The sequence below is a fragment of the Alistipes sp. genome, from assembly GCF_020026455.1.
Taxonomy (GTDB): Bacteria; Bacteroidota; Bacteroidia; order Bacteroidales; family Rikenellaceae; genus Alistipes.
In genome coordinates, this window is record NZ_JAHHQJ010000014.1 from 66,551 (window position 1) to 83,717 (window position 17,167).

The 17,167-nt window shown below is 60.9% G+C and carries 14 protein-coding genes and 1 pseudogene; 6 read left to right on the top strand and 9 right to left on the bottom strand.

Annotated features, from left to right (window positions below):
- Positions 1 to 136: 136 nt before the first annotated feature.
- Entirely contained in the window at positions 137 to 1,879 is a 1,743-nt protein-coding gene (locus tag QZ460_RS08525; RefSeq protein WP_290541152.1) for a phospho-sugar mutase, read from the top strand.
- Positions 1,880 to 2,310: 431 nt separating this feature from the next.
- Here QZ460_RS08525 and QZ460_RS08530 read toward each other — a convergent pair whose 3' ends face one another.
- Genes QZ460_RS08530 through dapB form a run of 7 tightly spaced genes read right to left on the bottom strand, consistent with a single transcriptional unit; the run spans position 2,311 to position 10,097 of the window.
- The gene (locus tag QZ460_RS08530; protein ID WP_290541153.1) at positions 2,311 to 2,631 is read right to left on the bottom strand and encodes a nucleotide pyrophosphohydrolase; all 321 of its coding nucleotides are present in this window, start codon (positions 2,629 to 2,631) and stop codon (positions 2,311 to 2,313) included.
- A gap of 1 nt (position 2,632) precedes the next feature.
- Positions 2,633 to 3,280 (bottom strand): class I SAM-dependent methyltransferase, encoded by a 648-nt coding sequence (locus tag QZ460_RS08535; RefSeq protein ID WP_290541154.1) that lies wholly within the window; start codon positions 3,278 to 3,280, stop codon positions 2,633 to 2,635.
- A gap of 31 nt (positions 3,281 to 3,311) precedes the next feature.
- The gene (locus QZ460_RS08540) at positions 3,312 to 4,526 is read right to left on the bottom strand and encodes a pitrilysin family protein (protein WP_290541155.1); all 1,215 of its coding nucleotides are present in this window, start codon (positions 4,524 to 4,526) and stop codon (positions 3,312 to 3,314) included.
- A 42-nt stretch (positions 4,527 to 4,568) separates the two neighbouring features.
- Entirely contained in the window at positions 4,569 to 7,358 is a 2,790-nt protein-coding gene (gene uvrA, locus QZ460_RS08545; protein ID WP_290541156.1) for an excinuclease ABC subunit UvrA, read from the bottom strand.
- A gap of 9 nt (positions 7,359 to 7,367) precedes the next feature.
- Positions 7,368 to 7,967: a YigZ family protein gene (locus tag QZ460_RS08550; RefSeq protein ID WP_290541157.1), complete on the bottom strand. Its 600-nt coding sequence runs from the start codon at positions 7,965 to 7,967 to the stop codon at positions 7,368 to 7,370.
- Between the two features lie 2 nt (positions 7,968 to 7,969).
- Positions 7,970 to 9,322: a signal peptidase I gene (lepB, locus tag QZ460_RS08555; RefSeq protein ID WP_290541158.1), complete on the bottom strand. Its 1,353-nt coding sequence runs from the start codon at positions 9,320 to 9,322 to the stop codon at positions 7,970 to 7,972.
- A 10-nt stretch (positions 9,323 to 9,332) separates the two neighbouring features.
- Positions 9,333 to 10,097 carry a 4-hydroxy-tetrahydrodipicolinate reductase gene (gene dapB / locus QZ460_RS08560; RefSeq protein ID WP_290541159.1) on the bottom strand — a complete coding sequence of 255 codons (765 nt, stop codon included), beginning with the start codon at positions 10,095 to 10,097 and terminating at the stop codon, positions 9,333 to 9,335.
- A 117-nt stretch (positions 10,098 to 10,214) separates the two neighbouring features.
- Between dapB and truA the strand changes: the two genes are divergently transcribed.
- Positions 10,215 to 10,994, top strand: a complete 780-nt coding sequence (gene truA, locus QZ460_RS08565; protein WP_290541160.1) for a tRNA pseudouridine(38-40) synthase TruA — start codon at positions 10,215 to 10,217, stop codon at positions 10,992 to 10,994.
- The gene (locus QZ460_RS08570; RefSeq protein WP_290541161.1) at positions 10,991 to 11,179 is read left to right on the top strand and encodes a hypothetical protein; all 189 of its coding nucleotides are present in this window, start codon (positions 10,991 to 10,993) and stop codon (positions 11,177 to 11,179) included. The genes truA and QZ460_RS08570 overlap by 4 nt, the downstream gene beginning before the upstream one ends.
- Before the next feature lie 78 nt (positions 11,180 to 11,257).
- Here QZ460_RS08570 and lpdA read toward each other — a convergent pair whose 3' ends face one another.
- Complete coding sequence (gene lpdA, locus QZ460_RS08575) at positions 11,258 to 12,634, bottom strand: dihydrolipoyl dehydrogenase (protein ID WP_290541162.1); 1,377 nt, start codon at positions 12,632 to 12,634, stop codon at positions 11,258 to 11,260.
- Complete coding sequence (locus QZ460_RS08580) at positions 12,634 to 14,331, bottom strand: C69 family dipeptidase (protein ID WP_290541163.1); 1,698 nt, start codon at positions 14,329 to 14,331, stop codon at positions 12,634 to 12,636. Before QZ460_RS08580 ends, lpdA begins: the two co-directional genes overlap by 1 nt.
- Before the next feature lie 427 nt (positions 14,332 to 14,758).
- Between QZ460_RS08580 and QZ460_RS08585 the strand changes: the two genes are divergently transcribed.
- The 3 genes and pseudogenes from QZ460_RS08585 to QZ460_RS08595 all read left to right on the top strand — a co-directional run.
- The gene (locus QZ460_RS08585) at positions 14,759 to 15,418 is read left to right on the top strand and encodes a YggS family pyridoxal phosphate-dependent enzyme (RefSeq protein WP_290541164.1); all 660 of its coding nucleotides are present in this window, start codon (positions 14,759 to 14,761) and stop codon (positions 15,416 to 15,418) included.
- Between the two features lie 185 nt (positions 15,419 to 15,603).
- A complete protein-coding gene (gene proC, locus QZ460_RS08590) occupies positions 15,604 to 16,386 on the top strand; it encodes a pyrroline-5-carboxylate reductase (protein ID WP_290541165.1) in 783 nt (260 codons plus the stop codon).
- Between the two features lie 444 nt (positions 16,387 to 16,830).
- Positions 16,831 to 17,167: pseudogene (locus QZ460_RS08595) on the top strand (site-specific integrase); the annotation flags it as partial.

A 17,167-nucleotide genomic window follows, 5' to 3' on the forward strand; every position in this document is an offset into this window, starting at 1 on the left:
GTATATAGAAAAACAACGGTTTCCGGTGCCCGAATTTTAACTCCCTGATAGTGAATTATCGAATTTTATTTATTATATTTGCATATAATTTTTTTGGGACATCCGAAGTTAAACTATAAATAAAACTAATGAACTTATGGCAAACGAATTGGAACAATTGGTTCTGAACAAGGCCCAGAGCTGGCTCGACGGCCACTATGACGAGGCGACGAAGAAACAGGTCAAATGCCTGATGGATAATGATATGACCGAACTTGTCGAGAGTTTCTACAAGGATCTTGAATTTGGCACGGGCGGCCTGCGGGGCATCATGGGCGTGGGCTCCAACCGCATGAATGTCTATACGGTGGGAGCCGCCACGCAGGGTCTTTCGAACTACCTGAAGAAGAACTTCGCGGGCGAGCAGGTTCGTGTGGCCGTAGCCCACGACAGCCGCAACAATTCGCGCATGTTCGCCGAGCGTGTGGCCGATATTTTCGCCTCGAACGGGTTCCGGGTCTTTCTGTTCGACGCGCTCCGTCCGACGCCGGAATTGAGCTTCGCCATCCGCGAACTGAAGTGCCATTCGGGCGTGGTCGTCACGGCTTCGCACAACCCCAAGGAGTACAACGGCTACAAGGCCTACTGGACCGACGGGGCGCAGGTCACCGAGCCGCACGACAAGAACATCATCGCCGAGGTTGCCAAGATCACCGACGTGGATATGATCGAGATGGGCAAAAATCCCGAAAATATCACCATCCTCGACGAGCAGTTCGATGAAATCTATCTGAACAAGGTGCACGAACTCTCGCTGTCGCCCGAAAGCGTCCGGAAGCACCACGACATGAAGATCGTCTATTCGCCGATGCACGGTGCGGGAGTGCGGCTGGTTCCGGCGTCGCTGAAGAAATTCGGCTTCACGAACGTGATTCTGGTGAAGGAGCAGTCGGTCATCGACGGCGACTTCCCCACCGTCGAGTCCCCCAACCCCGAGGAGCGCAAGACGATGTCCATGGCCATTGACCTGGCGGCGAAGGAGGGTGCCGACCTGGTTCTGGCCACCGACCCCGATTCGGACCGCATCGGCGTGGCGCTGCGCAACAAGAAGGGCGAATACGTGTTGCTGAACGGCAACCAGACCCTCGTGCTGCTGCTGAGCTACCAGCTGACCCGCTGGGCCGAGCGCGGCGAGCTGGACGGCAGCCAGTATGTCGTCAAGACCATCGTCACCTCGCAGATGGCCAACGCCGTGGCCGACTATTTCAAGGTGAAGTGCTACGACTGCCTCACGGGCTTCAAGTATATCGCCAAGATCATCCGCGAGAACGAAGGCAAGGCCAAGTATATCGGTGGCGGCGAGGAGTCGTTCGGTTACCTGGCGGGCGACTACGTGCGTGACAAGGACGCCGTTTCGGCCTGCTCGCTGGCTGCTGAGGCCGCCGCATGGGCGATGGATACGATGGGCCTGACGCTCTACGAGTGGCTGCAGGAGCTCTACGTGAAATATGGCTTCTACCGCGAGGGCCTCGTTTCGGTGGTCCGCAAGGGCAAGGAGGGCGCCGAGCTGATCCAGAAGATGATGGTCGACTTCCGGGCCGAACCGCCCAAGGCGATCCTCGGCTCGCCGGTGGTGAAGATCAACGATTTCCTGTCGCTCGAAACGCTCGACGTCGAGACGGGTGCCAAGACCCCTATCGAGCAGGACCGGAGTAACGTGCTGCAGTGGTTCACGGCCGACGGCACGACCGTTTCGGTGCGTCCCTCGGGCACGGAGCCCAAAATCAAGTTCTACTTCGGGGTGAAGGCGCCGCTGGCTTCGGTCGCCGATTTCGACACGACGCTGGCTGAGCTCGATGCCAAGATCGAAGGCATCAAGCGAGACCTCAAACTGGAGTAATCCCCTGCTTTCGGGGCGGTTGCGTCCGTCCCGCCGATACCTCCGGACGATTCCCGTTCGGAGGTATTTTTTGTTCGTCCGTTTCCGCGGGGTGTTTTCGGGGTGCTCCCGGGCTTTTCCGGAGTGGTGCGTTTTCGGGATGTTTTCCCGTATTGTCGGACCTTTCGGGTTGTTGCTGGGTGGATTATTCCGGGTTTTCCGGGGTGCTCCCGGGCCTTTCCGGAGTGGTGCTTTTTCGGGGGTGGTGCTCCGGGCTTTCCTCTGGGCGTTCCGGGCTTTCCTCTGGGCGTTCCGGGCTTTCCTCTGGGCGTTCCGGATCATTCCGGGTTGTGTACGCTCGGCTGCAGGAGGTGTGCGACTGCCGGGCCGGCTGCAGTGTGCCGGCAAACCGTAACGGCCGCTAATGATTCCGTGCCGCGGTCGGCAGTGTCTTATAACTTGGGGTTGTCGCGGTGCCGGTCCCTGTCGCGGGCGGTCTTCTTGGCGAAGTTGGCCTCGACGGCCGCCGTGAGGTCCACACCCGTCTGGTTGGCCAGGCAGACCAGCACCCACAGCACGTCGGCCATCTCGTCGGCGAGGTTCTCCTTTTCACCCGCCTTGAACGACTGGTCGCCGTATCGGCGGGCCATCACGCGGGCCAACTCCCCCACCTCCTCGGTCAGGCAGGCCATATTGGTGAGCTCCGAGAAATAGCGCACGCCGTATTCCCGGATCCAGGCGTCTACGCGCTCCTGCAATTCCTTGATTTCCATCTTATTTTATTCTTATCAGATTCAGTCCGTCGCGCAGCGGGACAATGACGTTCTCCACGCGCGGATCTTCGACGACCATGCGGTTGAACTCCAGAAGAGCCTGCGTGTGACGGTCGTTGTGCGCCACGGGCTGCACGACCTTCCCCGACCAGAGGATGTTGTCGGCGATCAGCACCGATCCGCTGTGGACAAGCACCTTGCTGCCGTCGTCACCCAGCAGCATCCGGTAGTAATCGGGGTATTCGCGTTTGTCTCCGTCGATGAACACGAGGTCGAACTCCCCGCCCAGCTTCGGGGCGATGTCGAGAGCCGAGCCGATGTGGAGCGAGATCTTTCGGCCGTGGGGGCTGCGGTCGAAATACGAGCGGATGAACTCCTCCTGTTCGTCGTCGACCTCCACGGTGTGCAGTTCGGCCCCTTCCTCCAGCCCTGCGGCCATCGAGAGCGCCGAATATCCCGTGAATGTCCCGATTTCGAGCACCCTCCGGGGGCGCAGCATGCGCACGATCATCTCCAGCAGACGTCCCTGAATGTGTCCCGAGATCATCCGCGGAGCTATGGCCCGCAGGTTGGTCTCGCGGTCGAGTTCGTGCAGCAACTCCCCTTCGGGTTCCGAAAAGTCGTGGATGTATTTTTCGAGAGCGTCCATCTATGGTAATACAAACAATACGGTTTTCATGCTATTGGTAGATTAGTCGCGACAGATTCGCAAAAACCTCCTCGGCCACCTCCGTGAGCTGCCGGGCCGTCAGGGCGCGGACCTTGGCGTAGACCTGTTCCATGGTGTCGATGTCGTTGTGAGTCAGCAGGCTCTTACCCGCTCCGAGCATGTAGCTTTCGTTGCTCTCGCTCGATATGGCCAGCTGGGCGATGAACTGTTTCTTGGCCATCGACAGCTGGCGCGCCGTCAGCGGTACGGTGCGCAGCTTGCGCAGCTGCCCTTCGATCAGGTCGATGCACTGCCCCGCATTGCTGTGGTCCGAACTGAAGTAGATGGCTACGATGCCCGTGTCCCCATAGGGCGTGTAGCCGGCTTCGATGTTGTACGAAAGTCCGTTTTTCTCGCGCACCACGACGTTCAGCAGCGAGTTGGCACACGGCCCCCCGAGGATGTTCGTCAGGAGGGCCAGCGGCAGCCGCCGCTCCTCCGCGATGCCGAATGCCCGGCCGCCGATGATGCAGTGGGTCTGGTGCGTGTGCTTTGAGACCGTTTTTTCGAAGGCGCGGTAAGGCGCCGGCGCCGTGCGCAGGAACCCGCGCTGCGAGGCGGGCTGTCCGGCGAAATAGCGTGTCGCAACGGCTTCGGCGGCCTTGGCCGTGAAGTTGCCGATCGACGAGAATACCATCTGGTCGGTGGTGTGCGTGCGCGCCGTGAAGGCCCGGATCGCGTCGCCGTTGTAGCGCATCAGGGCCGCTTTGCGTCCCAGAATGTTGTGTCCCAGTTCCGACCCCTCGAACAGCATGTCCTCGAACGTGTCGTAGATCAGGTCGGCGGGCGAATCCTTGTAGGTGTTGATCTCGTCGACGATCACCTCCTTTTCGCGCTCCAGCTCCCGGTCGGGGAATGTCGAGCGGAATGCGATGTCGGCGATCAGTTCCGCGGCCTTTGCGAAGTCGCCCTTCAGCGTCGTGGCGTGAATCGTCGTGTCCTCCTTGGTGGTGAAGGCGTTCAACTCCCCGCCGAGGTTTTCCAGACGGCAGTTGACCTGCCACGCCTTGCGGCGCCCGGTCCCCTTGAAAAAGGCGTGCTCGGTCAGGTGTGCCAGCCCGTACTGGTCGGGATGTTCGTCGCGGCTCCCGGCGCCGATCACCAGCGCACAGTGCGCCACGGTATTGCGCACCTGACGGTGGATGCCGCGGATGCCGTTGGGCAGAGTGTATGTATAGAATTCCATGCTGTCTTCAAGTCTCTCATGTTCGGCCGATTCCTCCCCGGCTTATAGTTTGGTGCGCAGGCGCAGAAACTCGCCCGTGCGGCTTTCGGGACACTTCTCCAGGTCGTGTGGCGTGCCTTCGAACACAACCCGTCCGCCCTGCGTTCCCGCCTCGGGACCGAGGTCCACGATCCAGTCGGCACATTTGATGATGTCCATGTTGTGCTCGACGATCACGATCGTGTGCCCGCGCTGGATCAGGGCGTTGAATGCCGCGAGCAGTTTCGAGATGTCGTGGAAGTGCAGTCCCGTCGTCGGTTCGTCGAAGATGAACATGACGCCGCCCTGCGCCGAATCCTTCGTCAGGAACGAAGCCAGCTTCACGCGCTGGCTCTCGCCGCCCGAGAGGGTCGACGACGACTGCCCCAGCTTGATGTATCCCAGCCCCACGTCCTGCAGTGGCTGCAGCCGCTCGACGATGCGCCGACAGGTGGCGTTCTTCTTGCTTTCCTCGCCGAAGAAGGCGATGGCATCGTCCACGGTCATCTCCAGTACGTCGTAGATCGACCTGTCGCGGTATTTCACCTCGAGCACCTCGTCGCGGAAGCGCCGTCCTCCGCACGCCTCGCAGACCAGCTCCACGTCGGCCATAAACTGCATTGAGACCTTGATCATGCCCTCGCCCTGACACTCCTCGCAACGCCCTCCGGCGATGTTGAACGAGAAGGCCGAGGCGCCCAGCCCGTTGTGCTGGGCATAGGGCTGGTCCGAGAAGAGTTTTCGGATCTCGTCGTAGGCCTTGATGTAGGTCACGGGATTCGAACGCGACGATTTGCCGATGGGGTTCTGGTCGACCATCTCGACCGACTTGAGCAGCTTCACGTCGCCCGTCAGAGCGTCGAAATCGCCGGGTTTCACGCCCGTATCGTAGAGCAGGCGCCGCAGCGCCGGGTAGAGGATTCCCTTCGCCAGCGACGATTTCCCCGAGCCGCTGACACCCGTGATGCAGGTCATCACGCCCAGCGGAATCCGCACGTCGACATTGCACAGGTTGTTCTCCCGCGCACCCTTTACGGTGATCGAGTTGCTCCAGCCGCGCTCGGAGGTCGGGACCGCTATTTCGCGCCGCCCCGTGAGGTACTCGGCCGTGAGGCTCTTCCTGCTTTTCAGCAGTTGGGGCAGCGTGCCGCTGAAGACCACTTCGCCGCCGTTGTACCCGGCCTTGGGGCCGATGTCGACGATCCAGTCCGCGGCGCGGATCACCTCCTCCTCGTGTTCCACGACGATCACCGTGTTGCCCAGATCGCGCAGCTGTTTCAATACGCCGATCAGGCGGTTCGTGTCGCGCGGATGGAGGCCGATCGAGGGCTCGTCGAGGATGTAGAGCGAACCGGTGAGGTTGCTGCCCAGCGAGGTCGAGAGGTTGATGCGCTGGCTCTCGCCGCCCGAGAGGGTCGACGAGAGTCTGTCGAGCGTCAGGTAGCCCAGCCCCACGTCGGCGAGGTATTGCAGGCGGTTGCGGATTTCGACGAGGATGCGCGACGCCGTTTTCGCGTCGTGCTCGTCGAGTTCCAGATCCGCGAAGAAGGCGTTCAGCGCATCCACGGGCATCGTCACCAGGTCGGCTATCGTCTTGCCGCCGACACGCACATACAACGCCTCCCTGCGCAGGCGTGAGCCGCCGCATTCGGGACAGACGGTCTTGCCCGTGTAGCGGGCTTTCATCACCCGGAACTGGATTTTGCGCCGTTCCGAGTCGATGTATTCGAAAAATTCGTCGAGTCCGTGGAAATATTCGTTGCCGCGCCACAGCAGCCGTTTCTGCTCGGGCGTCAGTTCGTGGAACGGCGTGTGGATCGGGAATCCGAACTTCGCGGCGTTTTCCACGAGCTGCTGCTTCCATTTGCGCATTGTCTCGCCTCTCCAGCAGGCCACGGCGTCCTCGTAAATGGTCTTGCTCTTGTCGGGGATCACCAGATCCTCGTCGATGCCGGTCACCTTGCCGTAGCCCTCGCACCGGGGGCAGGCCCCCAGCGGATTGTTGAAGCTGAACAGGTGTTCCGACGGGTGCTCGAACTCGATGCCGTCGGCCTCGAAGCGCGACGAGAAACTGCGGATGCCCTCTTCCGCGACGATCTCACAGAGACCCTCGCCGTAGGAGAAGGCGCGGGCCACCGAGTCGCGGATGCGGGTCTGTGTGTCCTCGTCCGTCGCTACGCGCAGCCGGTCGACGACGATCCGGATCTCCCCGGCCTTCGTGTCGGGACCGATTCCGGGCAGGACGTCCTCGATCAGGCGCACTTCGCCGCCCGTGTAGACCCGCATGAGGCCCTCCGAGAGCAGCAGCGTCAGTTTTTCGATGATCCCCTGCCCTTTGGCCAGTACCAGCGGAGCCGCTATGGCCATGCGCTGCCCGTCGCGGGCGAGAATCCAGGCCGCCACGTCGTCCACGCTGAAGCAGTGCACCTCCTGTCCCGAGACGGGCGAAAAGGTGTGCCCCGCGCGGGCGAAGAGCAGCTTGAGGTAGTCGTATATTTCGGTCGTCGTGCCCACGGTCGAACGGGGGTTGCGCGTGTTGACCTTCTGCTCGATGGCGATGGCCGGCGCGATGCCCGTGATGATGTCCACGTCGGGTTTGTTGATCTTCCCCAGGAACTGCCGGGCATAGGCCGAAAGGCTTTCGACATAGCGGCGCTGCCCTTCGGCGAAAATCGTGTCGAAGGCCAGCGTCGACTTGCCCGATCCGGAGAGTCCCGTCACGACGACGAGTTTGTTGTGCGGAATTTCGACCTCGATGTTGCGGAGGTTGTGGACTCGCGCTCCTTTTATATAGATTGCGTTTTCGTGTGCCATTTTGTATTGCTAATTGTCGGCGATGCTTCCGCCGGCTTTCCGGAGTCTCCCGACGAGTGTCTCCGCGCGGCTTTCGCGGATCGTGAGCCGCATCGTGCAGAGGTTGTCGAAGATCTGCTCCTCGATGCGCGGCTGCTCCTCCTTGACGACCCGCATGATGGAGTTCATCGCCACATAGGGGAAATCCACCTGCACTGTGCGGTCCACCGTCAACTCCACGATTTCGGCCGCCGCGATGGCCTCGGCCGCCGACTCCCGGTAGGCGGCGATCAGCCCAGGGACCCCCAGTTTCGTGCCGCCGAAGTAGCGGACCACGACCACCAGGCAGTCCGTGATCTCGTTCGAGAGCAGTTGTCCGAGGATCGGTTTTCCGGCCGTTCCCGAGGGTTCTCCGTCGTCGTTGGAGCGGAATGCCTCGCCGCGGGGACCCAGCCGCCAGGCGTAGCAGTGATGCGTGGCGTTGTAATACCTTTTGCGCAGGGCGTCGAGCCGTTCGCGGATCTCCTCCTCTGTGCGCACGGGGTAAATCCAGGAGAGGAACTTGCTGCTCCGCTCTCGGCAGGCGGCTTCGGCGGGAGCCGCGACGGTTCTGTAACTGTCGTCGGCCACGTCTACCTGACTTTTCTGAAAAGCCGCTCCCAGCGGATGTTCGCGGGGAAACTCTTTTCCGCATCGAGCGACAGCCACACGAACGAGGCCTTGCCCACGATGTGGTCCTCGGGCACGAAGCCCCAGAAACGCGAGTCGGCCGAGTTGTGGCGGTTGTCGCCCATCATCCAGTAGTAATTCATCGCGAAGGTGTATTCCGAGGTTTCCTTTCCGTCGATGATTATTTTGCCGTCGCGTTCTTCGAGCGAGTGGTTCTCATATGCCTCGATGATGCGGCGGAAGAGCGGCAGGTTTTCCGCCGTGAGCTGCACCGTGTCGCCCTTCTTCGGGATCCAGATCGGTCCGTAGTTGTCCTGGCTCCAGCGGGGAGTGCCCCACTGCGGGAACACCTCGTTATTGGGGGGGTAGATATAGCGGTTGACCGAAATGACGTTGCTCAACGCCCTGACCTTCTCGGCGAGTTCGTCCGTGAGGTTCATGTAGTACCCCGATCCGTAGCCGCTGTACTCCCTGATGCCTAGGTTGTCGATGGCATACTGCGAGAAGGGGGCCGAGGTCTGCACCACGTAGTTGTATTGCAGTCCGGGTATCGCCTCCTGCGGTTCGCCGTTGATCCAGACCTTTCCGTTGCGGATTTCGAGCGAGTCGCCCGGAAGTCCCACGCAACGCTTGATGTAGTTCTCGCGTTTGTCCACCGGGCGGCTGATCACCGTATATTTTTCGTTGAGCCGCTTGCGTCCCTCCTCCTTGCCGAACGACTCCTCGAAGCTGCGCAGCGTGTCGTAATAGGTCACGTTCTGGTTTTCGAGCAGCACCGTGTCCCCCGCCGGGAAGTTGAAGACCACCACGTCGTTGCGGCGGATGGGCTTGAGTCCCTTGAGGCGGTGATAGGGCCACTTGATCGCTTCGGAGAACGATTTTTTGGTCTGCGAGAAGGGCATCGTGTGGTGTACGAAGGGGAACGACAGCGGCGTGTTGGGCATCTGCGGTCCGTAGGCCACCTTGCTCACATAGAGGTAGTCGCCGATGAGCAGCGTCCGCTCCATCGACGAGGTGGGGATGACATACATCTGGAAGACGAAGAGGTGCACGAGTGTCGCCACGACCGTCGCGAAGACGATGGCGTTGACCCATTCGTAAACCACCCTGTATGCCTTGCTTTGCTGACACATCTTCACGTTGTGGCTCCACACGTAGCGGTAGAAGAACTTCGTGATGTAGAGGTCGAAGATGAGAGGCAGTCCCAGCAGCATCCAGAGGTTGCCCGTCCAGACCACGAACCAGAGCGTATAGAGCAATGCGGCCAGTGTGAATCCGACCCATTTGTTGTGTAGCAAGTTCTTGATTTTGCTCATTTTGTATCGATTATTTCAATTGTTTCAGCAGGTCGTCCATCGAGTAAATCCCTTGTTTTCCGCCGAGGAATTCGGCGGCCACGACGGCTCCCAGGGCCAGCGTGCGGCGGTTCTTGATCGTATGTCTGATTTCCAGCACGTCGTCCTCCGATTCATAGATTACGGAGTGGACGCCCGGGACGGCGTCTTCGCGCCGGGAGCGGATTTCGATTCGGTCGGCGGGAGCCTCTCCGCTGTGCTCGATGCGGTTTGCGGCGTGTTCGATACCCGGGGCCAGGTTGACCCATCCCTGCTTGTCGGCGAGGTTTTCGACGATGCCCTCGGCCAGCGTGATGGCCGTGCCGCTCGGCGCGTCCTTCTTCTGGGTGTGGTGCACCTCCTCGATGTGCACGTCGTAGCCGCCCACGCGGTCGATCATCGCCGCCAGCTGCCGGTTGAGGCGGAACATCAGGTTCACACCCAGGCAGTAGTTCGAGGCGTAGAACATCGCCCCGTCCCGCTCGCGGCACAACTCCTGCAACTCCGCGAGGCGGTCGGTCCAGCCCGTCGTGCCGCTCACCACCGCCACGCCGCATTCGATGCAGGTGCGGATGTTCCGGTAGGCCGTTCCGGGTGTGGTGAACTCCAGCGCCACGTCGATGCCCGCCAAATGCGCGGCGTCGAGCTCGTGTGCGTTGTCCGTGTCGATAATCAGGGCCACCTCGTGTCCCCGTTCCGTGAGAATCCGTTCGATTTCACGGCCCATCTTGCCGTATCCTATGATTGCTGCTTTCATTTGTTTTGTCGAGATATTCGTACAAAGATACGAATTATTTGTGAATTTAAACGCAGGAGAGCATACAATAGTATTCCGGAATTTCGTATATTTGCTGAATAAATCATTTTTTCCGGTATGCGTTATTTTCTCGAACTCCGTTACAACGGGGCCGCCTATTGCGGCTGGCAGCGGCAGCCCGACCAGCCGTCGGTGCAGCAGACGCTCGAACGGGCGCTTGGCACCCTGCTGCGCGAGCCGATCTTCGTAACGGGTGCCGGGCGTACCGACACGGGGGTCAATGCGGCCTACTACGTGGCGCACTTCGATTGCGAGCGCCCCATTGCCGATCCCGCACAGACGGTCTACAAACTCAATTTCCTGCTTCCGGGCGACATTGCCGTGGGCAGTTTGACACCCGTCGCGGAGGATGCCCACGCGCGTTTTCATGCCCGCGAACGGGAGTACCGCTATTTCATCGAGCCGCGCAAGAATCCCTTCACGCGGCACGAGACGTGGCAGTACTACGTGCCGCTCGATATCGGGCGGATGAACGAGGCGGCGGCGATGCTGACGACCTACGACGACTTCACCTCTTTTGCCAAGCTCAATTCGAACAACAAGACCAACATCTGCCACGTGACGGAGGCCGTTTGGAGCGTCGATTCCTGCGGGATGATGTGTTTCAAGATCCGTGCGGACCGGTTTTTGCGGAATATGGTGCGGTCGCTGGTCGGCACGCTGGTCGACGTGGGGCGCGGGCGCTATACGCCCGACGGATTCCGCGCGATCGTCGAGAGCCGCGACCTGTCGCGATCGAGCGCCGGAGCTCCGGCCCAGGGGTTGTTCCTCTCGGACGTGGTTTACCCGGCGGACGTATTCGAGCATCAATGTTTTTCTAAATTCAACGTGTTATGATTGGAACGGTTGTTTGGCTGATCGGCTCCGCATGCGCCATCTGGTGCGTGCTGGACATTTTCGAAAAGAACATTTCCACGCCGGGAAAGGTCATTGCTTCGGTTTTGGTGCTGCTCACCAGTTGGGTGGGCTTTGCGGTCTACTACTTTTACGGCCGCGACCGGCTGCAGGAGTGGTTCAAGTGACGACTCCCTGTTTGAAACGTCATGCGGCGGACCCGGTCGGGTCCGCCGCATGACGTTTTTGCGGATGGGCGAGGATCTTTACAGATGGATTGCCGCACCCAGGGCTGCTTCGGCGGCTTCCATGACGCCTTCGTTCATCGTCGGATGGGCGTGGATCGTGCGGGCGATCCGGTGGGCCGTGACGCCCAGCGTGCGCGCCAGCGTCGGCTCGGCCAGCATTTCGGTCACCGAAGCCCCGACCATGTGCGCACCCAGGAGACGGTCCTGTTCGTCGAAGAGCAGTTTGACGAATCCGTCGCGGTCGCCCGCTGCCGTGGCCTTGCCCGATGCGGTGAAGGGGAACCGCCCGGTTTTGTAGGTGATGCCGCGCTCCTGCGCCTGCTGCTCGGTCATGCCGACCGACGCCACCTCGGGCTGCGTGAAGATGCACGACGGAATGGTCGTGTAGTCCACCGGTGCGGGATCGAGGCCGCAGATGGACTCCACGCAGCAGACAGCCTCGGCCGACGCCACATGAGCCAGAGCCGGCCCCGGCACGATGTCGCCGATGGCGTAGATCCCCGGCACGTTGGTGCGGTAGCATGCGTCGACGACAACCTTGTCGCGTTCGACGGCGACGCCCAGCTCCTCCAGTCCGATGCCTTCGATGTTGGACTTGATGCCCACGGCCGACAGCACAACCTCGGCCGTGAGTTTCTCCACGCCTTTTTTGCCCTCGACCTCCACTTCGCAGAATCCTTCGTCGTTGACCTTCACGGCTTTCACCGAGGTTGCCGTGAGCACCGTCGCGCGCAGTTTGCGGAAGGAGCGCTCCATGGTTTTCGACACCTCCTCGTCCTCGAGCGGCATCATGCGGGGCATGTATTCGACGATGGTGACCCGCACCCCCAGCATGGCGTAGAACCACGCAAATTCGCTGCCGATGGCTCCCGATCCCACGACGATCATCGACTCGGGCAGGCGTGTTTGCATCAGCGCCTGCCGCGAGGAGATCACATGCTTGCCGTCGATGGGCATGAAGGGCATTTCGCGCGGTCGGGCACCCGTGGCGAGGATGATGTGGTCGGCTTCGTACTCCGTGCCGTCCACGTCGAGCCGCCCCGGGGCCGTGAGGCGCCCGAATCCGGAGATCAGGTCGATGTTGTTCTTGTTCAGCAGAAACCGCACGCCCTTCGACATGGTTTCGGCCACGCCGCGCGAACGGGCCACGATCTGTTCCGGATTAGGCTGGATCTCTCCGGAGACTTCCAGACCGTAGTGCTCCGCATTTTTGCAGTATCCGTAGACCTGCGCGCTTTTGAGCAACGCCTTGGTCGGGATGCAGCCCCAGTTGAGGCAGACGCCTCCCGGTTCGGCACGCTCCACGAGCGCCGTCTTTTTTCCCAACTGCGCGGCGCGTATCGCCGCCACATAGCCTCCGGGGCCGCTGCCCACGATGATGATGTCGTACCGCATTATTTCACAGCTTTTAAAACTTTTCCGTTATCGGCCGCCACGGCGCGTTTCCATTTCTCGTTGTAGCCCGGGAACTGGATCTTGCCGGGAATCTGGCGTCCGTTGCCGTTGTCGACGAAATGTGCCGGGCCGCCGTCACCGTCGAGGAACGTCAGCACGTCGCCGTGCTCGCTCTTCACGTTGCCGTCCATGTATTTCACCAGCAGGTAGCCGTTGAGTTTCTGCCAGCGGTCGAAAAGCTCCTGTGCCGTCGAAACGCTCACCTCCGTGAGGTAGCCGCGCCGCGCCTCGGGCGACATTTTGCCGACTCGGGCGTCGATTTGTCGCACGTCGCGGAGCATGTCGTTCTCCCACTTGTCCACGACCTTGCGGATGTCCGCTGAGATCATGTCGTAGCGCATGTAGGCGAAGTTGGTCGTGCGGTTGAAGAGCCAGAATGCCGACGTGGGCGAATATTCGAGCATCGAGCCGTTGTCCTCGCGGAAACACTCGGGAACCTCCTGTGCCGAGCAGAAGATCGGCGTCAGACACGAGGTGGCGGCATCGTCCACTCCGAACCAGAGGATGCCCATGTCGCGTGTCACGTCGGGCCGGGCCTGCGCCACGAACCAGAATCCGGTCTGCTGGGTGGCCGTGGCGCGCTCGTTGACATACGTCACGCCGTCGACCTCGAACTCCATCGGGCGCCAGCGGTAGGGACAGCCGTGTCCTCCGGCGCCGATGTCGGTGGTCATGTCCATCGGGGTTCCCTCGTAGTGGTCGCGCATGCAGTCGAAGAGGGTCTTGGGCGACACCTTGGCGCGGGGTTTCACCCACAGCGGCATGCGGTTGTCCTTGTTGTGCCCCATCGCGTAGTCGGTGTATTGGTCCATGTCGTCTGCCACGGTGCGGAAGAAGGCCCACACGCGGGCTTCGCAGCCGCGCATGCCGCCGAAGTCGATCGGTGCGTAGGCGTCGCAGAAGCTGAAATCGGCGTCCGGACCGTCGTAGTAGCCCATCTCACGGGCGAACGAGATCACATCCGGCGAGTAGAGGCAGTTGTCGGGATCGTCCTTCGGGAAGGTGGTGATGCGGGCCTGGTTGGCGTGGGCCGAGACATAGCCGTCGGGGACACGGCGTGCCACCCAGACGATGCCTTTGCGGGTATTCCGCCCCTTTTTGTCGAGTTTGCAGCCCTTGCCGATCAGTTCCATGATCCACACTTCGTTCGGGTCGGCAATCGAGAACGACTCGCCGCTCGAGGCGTAGCCGTAGGTGTTGGCCAGCTCGGCGATCATGGCGATGGCCTCGCGGGCGGTCTTGGCGCGCTGGAGCGTGATGTAGATCAGCGATCCGTAGTCGATGCGGCCCGTCGAGTCCACCAGTTCGGGACGGCCTCCGTAGGTCGTTTCGCCGATGATGAGCGAATGTTCGTTCATGTTGCCGATCGTCGACCAGGTTTGGCCGACCTGCGGGATGTCCGTCAGGTAGCGGCCCGTGTCCCATTCGTAGACGGGCAGCATCGCCCCGGCGTTGTGGTTGCCGCCGGGGGTGTGGTACAGCGCGCCGTAGAGCGAGTGGGAGTCCGCCGCATAGGTGACCATGACCGAACCGTCGGTCGATGCTCCTCGGGTGACGATGAAATTGGTGCAGGCGTCCGCCGCGCCGTATGTGAGGGCGGCTGTCGCTGCTGCAAGAATCAATCGGATTGTTTTCATGTTTTTTGGGTTTTGGCTCAAAGATAAGAAAAAGTCGGATGGATTCAAAACCGAATTTGCCGACCGGTGCATAAAAATATCGTTCCGACACCCGATGCGGGAAATAAATCGGATAAAGCCCGGAAATCGCTCCGGGTTTGCTCTGGGTTTGCTCTGGGTTTGCTCTCCTGGTTCGTTTCGGGTTTGCTTCGGGGGCTATGCCGCCGGGGCGGGCGGGATTGGCGGTGACGGCTCCGGTTCGGCGGTCGGTTTCGGCCTGTACTGTACGCCGATTCGGGATACGGGCTCCCCGGGGGGAGGCTCGGAGAGCGTTGTGGCGGGATCGGGTTTTCGGACCTGGAAGCGGGTTGCAGGACCTGATTTTTCCCGGGTCTGTTTCGTGTTGTACGAATTTTGCGTATTTTTACGGGCAAATACCGAAATACTTATGTCTTCAATAGCCTGTCAACTGTCGTTCGTGCGTTCGACGCTTCCCGAGAGCGTCACGCTGGTCGCCGTGTCGAAAACCCACCCTGCGGAGGCGATCCGTGCGGCCTATGATGCCGGTCACCGTGTTTTCGGCGAGAGCCGCCCGCAGGAGCTGCGCGAGAAATACGAAGCCCTGCCCAAGGACATCGAGTGGCACATGATCGGCCACTTGCAAACCAACAAGATCAAATACATCGCTCCGTTCGTCGCACTGATCCATTCGGTCGACAGCGCGCGATTGGCCGAGGCGATCCAGCGCGAGGCGGCCAAGTGTGCCAGGACGCTCGAAATCCTCCTGGAGATCCACGTCGCCGAGGAGGAGACCAAGACGGGCTGGGATATGGCTGAACTGCTGGAGTATGTCCGCACGGCCCCGTTTGCCCGGATGCCGAACATCTGCGTGCGGGGAGTGATGGGCATTGCCACCAATACCGACGACGGCACGGCGATACGCCGCGATTTCATGGAGCTGAAGCGTTGTTTCGACCTGCTGCAACCCTACTTCGGGCCGCGGTTCAACACCTTGTCGATGGGTATGTCGCACGACTATCCCCTGGCCGTCGAGTGCGGTTCGACGATGGTGCGCGTCGGCTCGCTGATCTTCGGGGCGCGGGGTTGAGAAACCCGTTTTGCGGGCGGTTGTCGCTCCCGCTGGTTGTCGCTTTCGCCGGTTGGCTCTCCTGCCGGTTGGTGCTCCCGCCGGTTGGCATTCCGGTCGCAACGCGCCAAGTCTCAGCCTCGGAAAACTCCGGGAAATGGGTCCGGAACGGAAAACATGAAACAATCAATCAAAAGCAACTGAACATGCATATCGGTTTTATCGGGTTCGGCAATATGGCGCAGGCCATGGCGGGCGGATTTGTCCGCTCGGGAGCCGTGCGTCCCGGCGACATCGGCGCGTGCGCGCGCGATCGGGCAAAATTACAGCGCAATACGGAGCCGCAAGGCTTCCGAGCTTTCGACGACGCGGCGGCGGTCGTCGCATTCGCCGATCTGGTCATCGTCGCCGTGAAACCCTGCCAGGTCGAAGCGGTGCTTGCCCCCGTGCGGGAACAGCTGGCGGGCAAGATCGTCGTTTCGGTGGCCGCGGGCATTACGTTCGACGACTACGAGCGGATGCTCGTCCCCGGCACGCACCATCTGAGCACCATCCCCAATACCCCCGTTTCTATCTGCGAAGGCATCATCCTCTGCGAACGCCGCCATTCGCTCTCGGACGAGGAGTGGCATCGGGTGGAGACGCTCTTGGCGAAGATCGGCCTTGTTCTGCCGATGGATACCGCCCTGCTCGGCATTTCGAGTGCCGTCTGCGGCTGCGGACCGGCTCTCGTTGCCATGTTCCTCGAGGCGCTCGGGGATGCTGCCGTCAAGCACGGCGTTGCGCGAGCCGATGCCTACCGCATGGCGGGCCAGATGATCCTCGGGACCGGGAAACTGCAGCTCGCCTCGGGGCAGCATCCCGGAGCGATGAAGGACGCCGTCTGTTCGCCCGGCGGAACGACGATCGCCGGCGTTGCCGAACTGGAGCGCAAGGGCTTCCGCGGCGCGGTGATCGACGCCATCGACGCCATTCAGAACAAGAAATAACCGGCCCGGCCAAGAGCCGTTTTTTTAGGGAGGGGCAGCGGGCACCCTTCCGGCATTCAAACTATTTCTGCGTCCCGACAGGGGCGCGGTTTTCGGGCCGTATCTGCCCCGGATTTTTCATTCGAAATTCTGCTCCTTACCGGTGCGGGGCGTCTTTTCGTTCCATTCAGACAAGTTTGCTTATGGTATAGCGATCGCAATAAGTAAATATACTTGGATGTTCGTCGCAGGATTCGGCTGAATCGGCGTATCTTGGGGCTTTTATGTGCTATTTGCGACACAGACGTGAACCCAAGACAATGCAGCCAGAGGGTACGGTCCATTTTCCGTGATGGACTTCCTGCCGTGCCTTCGGAGGATATGTAGGAATTTTTTCTGCGATGATGTTTTCGGGTTTTCTGGCCTGTGCCCGTTTTTCCTGTAACCCGATTCAAGTATAACCGAATGAAAACAACATCGATCACAGCCCGGCTCAATTACCGCGTCGACAGCGATGGCTGTCATGCGCTTATTATTCAGGTGATTCACCGCCGTCGCCGCAGCATTCTGACCACTCCGTACCGGTTGCGTCCTGAGGAGTTTGACGCGAAGAGGGGGCGCGCCGTGGCAGTGAATCGCAGCAAATCCCGCCGCACGTTGATCCGTGAGGCGAACGAATGCATTGTACGCTGCACGGAAGAACTGCGTGCTGTCTGCGCGCAGCTGACAGCTTCCGGAAGACCCTATACGGCGTTGGACATCACGGGAGCCTACAGGTTGGGCAGCGACAACCGCTGCGTAG

Excerpts from the sequence above, each read along its gene's own strand:
- QZ460_RS08525 (WP_290541152.1), top strand. The coding sequence starts at position 137 with ATGGCAAACGAATTGGAACAATTGGTTCTGAACAAGGCCCAGAGCTGG.
- QZ460_RS08530 (WP_290541153.1), bottom strand. The coding sequence starts at position 2,631 with ATGGAAATCAAGGAATTGCAGGAGCGCGTAGACGCCTGGATCCGGGAA.
- QZ460_RS08535 (WP_290541154.1), bottom strand. The coding sequence starts at position 3,280 with ATGGACGCTCTCGAAAAATACATCCACGACTTTTCGGAACCCGAAGGG.
- QZ460_RS08540 (WP_290541155.1), bottom strand. The coding sequence starts at position 4,526 with ATGGAATTCTATACATACACTCTGCCCAACGGCATCCGCGGCATCCAC.
- uvrA (WP_290541156.1), bottom strand. The coding sequence starts at position 7,358 with ATGGCACACGAAAACGCAATCTATATAAAAGGAGCGCGAGTCCACAAC.
- lepB (WP_290541158.1), bottom strand. The coding sequence starts at position 9,322 with ATGAGCAAAATCAAGAACTTGCTACACAACAAATGGGTCGGATTCACA.
- dapB (WP_290541159.1), bottom strand. The coding sequence starts at position 10,097 with ATGAAAGCAGCAATCATAGGATACGGCAAGATGGGCCGTGAAATCGAA.
- truA (WP_290541160.1), top strand. The coding sequence starts at position 10,215 with ATGCGTTATTTTCTCGAACTCCGTTACAACGGGGCCGCCTATTGCGGC.
- QZ460_RS08570 (WP_290541161.1), top strand. The coding sequence starts at position 10,991 with ATGATTGGAACGGTTGTTTGGCTGATCGGCTCCGCATGCGCCATCTGG.
- lpdA (WP_290541162.1), bottom strand. The coding sequence starts at position 12,634 with ATGCGGTACGACATCATCATCGTGGGCAGCGGCCCCGGAGGCTATGTG.
- QZ460_RS08580 (WP_290541163.1), bottom strand. The coding sequence starts at position 14,331 with ATGAAAACAATCCGATTGATTCTTGCAGCAGCGACAGCCGCCCTCACA.
- QZ460_RS08585 (WP_290541164.1), top strand. The coding sequence starts at position 14,759 with ATGTCTTCAATAGCCTGTCAACTGTCGTTCGTGCGTTCGACGCTTCCC.
- proC (WP_290541165.1), top strand. The coding sequence starts at position 15,604 with ATGCATATCGGTTTTATCGGGTTCGGCAATATGGCGCAGGCCATGGCG.